Source organism: Paraburkholderia sp. BR10141, assembly GCF_056155635.1.
Window position 1 is genome coordinate 1 of record NZ_JBMIQH010000117.1, and the last position, 1,286, is coordinate 1,286.

Genomic DNA, 1,286 nt, shown 5'->3' on the forward strand with positions numbered 1-1,286 from the left:
CAGGCTGTTGAAATACCTCCCGCGCACGTCATCCGCGCAGGAGGGGTAAACGTTGAAACAATGAACCGGACAACACTGGAACTGAAGCGATGCGCGGAGCGGACGGCTATACCGAGTCGATGTTCACGATGTCCAGGCTGGATGACTTCGTTCCGGCCAATCACCCGTTGCGACCGATTCGGCTGTGGTTGAACGATGCGCTTACTCGTATGGATTCGGTCTTTTCGCGCATGTACGAGAACGACGCAAAGGGCGGACGACCGAGCATCGCGCCGGAGAAGCTGATTCGCGCACTGCTGTTGCAAGTGCTGTATTCGATTCGCAGCGAACGCATGCTGATGGAGCAAATCTCCTACAACATGCTGTTTCGCTGGTTCGTCGGACTGGCAATGGACGATGCGGTCTGGGACCACTCCACTTTCAGCAAGAACCGCGACCGATTGATGGTCCATGATGTCATTGTCAGTCTGTTCAACGAGACGGTCGAGACAGCACGCATGCGTGGCCACCTGTCGGGAGAGCATTTCAGCGTCGACGGCACGCTCATTCAGGCTTGGGCGGGACACAAGAGCTTCGTGCCCCGGACGAAGCCGGACGACGACTCGCCGCCTGACGGCGGTGCCAGCTCTCACGAGAACTGGCATGGTGAGAAGCGTAGCAACGACACGCATGAATCCAGCACGGACAGTCAGGCGCGATTGTTTCGCAAAAGCCGCGGCACGGGTGCGATGCTTTGCTACATGGGTCACGTGCTGACTGATAACCGGCATGGCCTCGTGGTGAACGCACAGGTGACGCAGGCTAGTGGCACAGCCGAGCGAGACACAGCGGCCGAAATGCTTGCGGACGCTGCGCAGTTTGCCAATACACCGATTACCGTAGGTGCTGATAAGAACTACGACACGGCCGGCTTCGTGGCAACGTGCCGCGCACACGGCGTGACACCACATGTCGCGCAAAACGATGGCCGCGCGGGCGGCTCGGCCATCGACGGACGCACAACGCGCTGGCCCGGATACGCCATCAGTCAACGCAAGCGCAAATGCATCGAACAGGTCTTTGGCTGGAGCAAGACCGTCGGCAGGATTCGGCAGGCGATGTTTCGGGGGCTGCACCGAGTCGACCAGCTCTTCCTGTTGACCCAGGCGGCCTACAACCTGACTCGCATGCGTACGCTCGCCGCCAAAGCGGCATAGGAGCGAGAGGCGGCAAGGAGATGGCATTGGTTCCACCTGAATCAAAGGCTTGAGCGTCAAATCGACATCACAAACCGGCGCAGCGACTCG

Annotated in this window: 1 protein-coding gene; it reads left to right on the forward strand. The window is 59.6% G+C overall.

Annotation, left to right across the window (positions count from 1 at the left end; genetic code table 11):
• The first annotated feature begins 89 nt into the window (after positions 1-89).
• A complete protein-coding gene (locus ACOJB8_RS41060; RefSeq protein WP_475017968.1) occupies positions 90-1,196 on the forward strand; it encodes an IS5 family transposase in 1,107 nt (368 codons plus the stop codon).
• Positions 1,197-1,286: the final 90 nt, after the last annotated feature.